Below are 2,009 nucleotides of genomic sequence, written 5' to 3'. Positions count from 1 at the left end.
CATCACTTCCCGCTGATCGACGGGGCGGAGGTGGCGATCGTCTTTACGGACGGCCATCCGGATCGGCCCGTGATTATCGGCGCGATGCACGACAGCCTGCATCCGGATCTCGTCAACAACCTGAATCACACCCGGAACCTGATCCGCACGGCTGCGCAGAACGAGTTGCGGATGGAGGACAAGGAGGGTGTCGAGCATATTCATCTGACGACGCCGTTTCAGACCAGTGAGCTCAATCTCGGGCATATGGTCGATGGGGAGCGCAAGGAGCGAGGCAAGGGGGCTGAACTCCGGACGGATGAGCACGTCTCGGTTCGGGGCGCAAAGGGGGTGCTTGTCACCGCTGAAGCTCAATCGGGTGCCTCCGGTCAACAACTTGCGATGCAGGGCGCCCAGGGGTTGCTCGATCTGGCATTGCAGCAGATGCGGTCTCTCGGTGAGGCGGCCAGTGCAGCGCAAGCTGTCGCGGCGGATTACGACCGTCAACGCGCGTTGCTCGACGGAACGCTCAAGGAATTGAAAAAATCGGGCGTGCTTGTCAGTGCGCCGGACGGGATGGGACTGGCATCCGGAACCGATCTTCAACTCACTGCGAACGACAATCTGATCGCCACCGCCGGCGGAAACGCTGATATCGGCGTCATGAAGCGGTTCACGGTTGCAGCTGGCGAACTCGTATCGCTATTTGCACAGAAACTCGGGCTGAAACTTTTTGCGGCTCGTGGCAGGGTCGAGATCCAGGCGCAGAGCGACGAGATGCACTTGATGTCCGAGAAGGACATGCGGATGACCAGTGCCAACGGGCGGGTCACGATCGAAGCGAAAAGCGAGCTGATACTCAAATGTGGCGGTTCCTACGTCCGTATTTCCTCGACCGGTATCGAAGATGGAACACGCGGCAACCGGACAATCAAGTCGGCAGCCTTCAGCCGGCAGGGACCGAGTTCGTTCGCCGAAACCGTCAACAACTGGAAGCATGCCCCCTTCGACGAAGAATTTACATTGAAGTGGCCCCACAGTGGTGAGCCGGTGGGCCATCGAGCGTTTTCCATCATTCGCGACGACGGTAGTGTGATTCAGGGCATGACGGATGCCGAAGGAAAGACTGGTATCCAGAGGGCGATTTTTGCTGAAGGAGTCCGACTTCGAATCGATCCGGATACCGCAGTCTGAATGCGGATTTGCCCCGCCCTATAGCTCACCAATTGAACAGGATTGGAGTCTCGAAATACATGCCCACTACCGAACGAGTCATTCAACCCACCATAGCGGAGGACGGGTCCCGTCATTATCCATCGGTGACCTCGGCGCCAGACAACAGCACGGCGGTGTGTTACATGCACCCGGACCGGATCATTCCCGTCATTGTCGTGCCCGGGGTCATGGGCACGAATCTGGCCAATCTTAATGGCGATGCAGTCTGGCTTGTCGACGACCCGGCATCGCTCGTGGGATGGGCAGTTAGAAGCCCTACTGAAAGAAAAAAAATACTGGATCCGTCTTCTACCAAGGTGTCCGGCGAGGGTTCGATTCCCACTGGAACGGCACTATCTGAAACTGAATTGCGCGGCCGTGGGTGGGGTACCGTCTCCAAGATGTTCTATGGGAAGTTCCTGGTATGGCTGGAAAATGCGCTCAACGATTGCCGCCCGGAGACGGATCATGGGAAAAATGGTCTACGAGCCCAGTTGAAGCAGGAACTTGTCGCCCCTAATCTTGGGAAGCTCTCTGAAGCGGAAGTCGATCTTTCATACAAGTATCACCTTCCGGTTCATGCAGTGGGATACAACTGGCTACAGTCCAATGCCGAATCAGCGAAATGGCTCGGGATGCAGATAGATAAAATCATTACGGACTACAAAAAACAGGGGCGATGCGAAAAAGGGCGGCCTCAAATCTGAAGTGCAACACTCTCGCCATCCGGTAATGTCCGCGAATGGCAAAGAGAACGTACCAACAACTTCAACCTGAAGAACGTATGCGAATCGATTTCTGGCGTGACGAGGGCT

2 protein-coding genes are annotated in these 2,009 nt (G+C 56.4%); both read left to right on the top strand.

The window, feature by feature from the left end:
* Positions 1–1,173: type VI secretion system Vgr family protein (locus HWX25_RS32500; RefSeq protein ID WP_175912676.1), on the top strand; the 1,173-nt coding region annotated here is incomplete at its 5' end.
* Positions 1,174–1,232: 59 nt separating this feature from the next.
* On the top strand, positions 1,233–1,901 hold the full coding sequence (locus HWX25_RS32495) for a hypothetical protein (RefSeq protein ID WP_175912674.1): 669 nt from the start codon (positions 1,233–1,235) through the stop codon (positions 1,899–1,901).
* Positions 1,902–2,009 lie beyond the last annotated feature (108 nt).

The organism is Burkholderia sp. BCC1640, from assembly GCF_902833125.1.
In the GTDB taxonomy this organism is placed as follows: domain Bacteria; phylum Pseudomonadota; class Gammaproteobacteria; order Burkholderiales; family Burkholderiaceae; genus Burkholderia; species Burkholderia diffusa.
This window is presented reverse-complemented; position numbering and strand designations above follow the sequence as displayed.